1 protein-coding gene is annotated in these 914 nt (G+C 64.6%); it reads right to left on the bottom strand.

What is annotated here, in order from left to right; genetic code table 11:
* A partial coding sequence (locus Val02_RS46960; protein ID WP_203905889.1) for a phytanoyl-CoA dioxygenase family protein occupies positions 1–891 on the bottom strand: 891 nt, incomplete at its 3' end.
* Between the last annotated feature and the right edge of the window lie 23 nt (positions 892–914).

Genomic DNA, 914 nt, shown 5'->3' with positions numbered 1-914 from the left:
GCGGTCGAGGAGGCCGCGGGTCTTGAGTTCCTTGCGGAGGGGGATTTCTTCGTCGATGTAGCCGGTCCAGTCGATGCCCCAGTAGTTGGCGGTGCTGGTGCCTTCGCCGAGGAGTTGGCGTTGGACGGGGGTGCGGTTGGCCCACCATTGGCTGTTTTTGTCGATGGGCATGTCGTCGAGGTTGCGGATCCATCGGTAGGTGTAGCCGATGAACAGCATCTTGCGGGTGATGTTGGAGTAGTTCGGTGAGCGGGAGTGCCAGAGGCGGCGGTCGAAGATGAAGCAGTCGCCGGGGTTGGCGGTGATCTCGACGGTGCCTTCGGGGTCGGGGTTGTGCACGGTGGTGTCGGCCGGGCGGGGCAGGCTGTTGCGCAGGTGGCTGCCGGGGATGACTTTGGTGGCGCCGCGGCCGGTTTCGGACAGGTCGGAGATGACGTAGGCGATCTTGAGGGAGAACATGGGCCGGGGCAGGTTGGGGTCCATGGTCTCGGGGTCGGAGTTCTGCCGGTAGCCGTCCTGGTGCCAGCCCCACGACGGGGGTTCTTCCTCCGGGGTGGGAGGGGTCACGTCGAGGTGGTTGTGGTGGGTGTAGATGTTCCAGCCGGCGAGGCCCCACATGTGGGGGAACAGGGTGGGCTGGGTGAGCAGGTCACCGAACAGTTCGTCGCGGTTGAGGAAGCCGAGCAGGTGCAGCACGTCGTTCTTGGACGTGTTGCCGGCGGCTTTCTCTTCGGCGTAGACGCGGTCCATGGCCGATTCCAGCGCTGCGCGGTGTTCCTCGGTCAGGACGTTACGCACGAGCAGGAAGCCCTGTTCGTGGAACTCCTTCCGATCGGTCTCGCTGATCGGTTCGTAGCCGGTCAGGCCTCCGTAGTCGAACTGTGCCGACACGTTCCTCCCCTAACTTCCCCTGT

The sequence above is a fragment of the Virgisporangium aliadipatigenens genome, from assembly GCF_016863615.1.
Taxonomy (GTDB): domain Bacteria; phylum Actinomycetota; class Actinomycetes; order Mycobacteriales; family Micromonosporaceae; genus Virgisporangium; species Virgisporangium aliadipatigenens.
This window is presented reverse-complemented; position numbering and strand designations above follow the sequence as displayed.